Here is a 1,300-nt window from a genome sequence, read left to right on the forward strand (position 1 = left end):
CGTCCTGAAATACGTTGACGTTTTTTTAGGTTATAGCCAGCTGCATTTTGCAGCTGGCTTTTTTATGCACTTGTTCTGGTGTTTTCATGTCCAGGCTCAAGTGCGGTCTGAGTTGATTGTATATGGTAATGGATTGAGCAACCAGCTTCTTCAGTTCAGCCAAGGTTTTGCATTTATAGAGCAGGAACTCTTGTTTGAGGATCCCGTTCACTCTCTCAGCCATCGCATTCTGATAGCAATCATATCCATCTGTCATAGAGGGTGATATTTGTTGTTCTGCGAGAAGCTTTTGATACTCGGCAGAACAATATTGTAATCCCCGATCAGAATGATGAATGGCGGGTTTATCTGTTTTTCTCTGTCTAAGTGCCATCTTCAAAGCCTTGATTACATCACTTGTCTTCATCTCATCACTGACTTCATAGCCCATGATCTTTCGGGAATAAGCATCTGTGACCAGAGACAAATAGTGTGTTCCCTCATCACTCTGCAAATAAGTGATGTCACTCACAAAGACCTGCTCTGTCTGATCTACATGACGATCCTTTAAAAGGTTCGGATGTTTCCTGAGCCAGTGCTTACTCTGTGTCGTTTTCTGGTAACTCCTGCGAACAGGAACCAATAAACGCTCGCTCTTCAAATAAGAGAACAGTCCATCACGCCCCAGCTTGATCCCCTGAGTATCAAGTTCAGACTTGATCAGGTGATAGAGCTTACGCGTCCCAATTCGAGGCATAAAACGACGCCAGTAAAGAACCAGATCTTTGACCGGGGATAAAACACGATGACGTTCTGCAATCCGACCTCTCCAGTGATAAACCGACTGACGGCTTGTCTCAAACAAAGGGCACACCCTTGCGAGCTGGATCAGTCCTTTTTCTTTACTGACCCAGAGAGTGTGCTTAAGTACTTTTTTCGCAGATCAATCCCGTATTCTTCGTGAATAACATTCATCATTTCCCCATAAACAATGTTCTTGAGCTGTTCATCCTCAAGAGCCCGTTCAAGGCGTTTGATCTTCTGGGCGGGAGTTTCTTTGTTCTTTGGCATGGCTAAATGGTTCAAAGGTTTCGACCAATCAAGTTTACCATGCTTGCGAAGCCACGTTAAGCAAGTACTCCGCCCTTGAATGCCATAAAGATCTTGAGCTTGCTTATAAGTCAGATCGCCTTTTTCTATCTCATCAACAACTGACAATTTAAAGCCTAAAGGATAATCACGCTGACTACGCTTTACTCGCTCTTTCTTTGAAGGTCCCATCATAAGTCTCCAATATGTAAACTTATTTCAGGACGCGACA

At 43.7% G+C, this 1,300-nt stretch carries 1 protein-coding gene; it reads right to left on the reverse strand.

What is annotated here, in order from left to right:
• Nucleotides 1-25 precede the first annotated feature (25 nt).
• Nucleotides 26-1,260 (reverse strand): IS3 family transposase gene (locus BKB51_RS20455; protein ID WP_088245197.1). Its coding sequence is split into 2 segments (ribosomal slippage): nt 26-918 and nt 918-1,260, totalling 1,236 coding nucleotides; the frame shifts between segments, so codons are not numbered across the junction.
• Nucleotides 1,261-1,300 lie beyond the last annotated feature (40 nt).

It is taken from the genome of Kiloniella majae, assembly GCF_002118315.1.
GTDB classification, from domain to species: Bacteria; Pseudomonadota; Alphaproteobacteria; order Kiloniellales; family Kiloniellaceae; genus Kiloniella; species Kiloniella majae.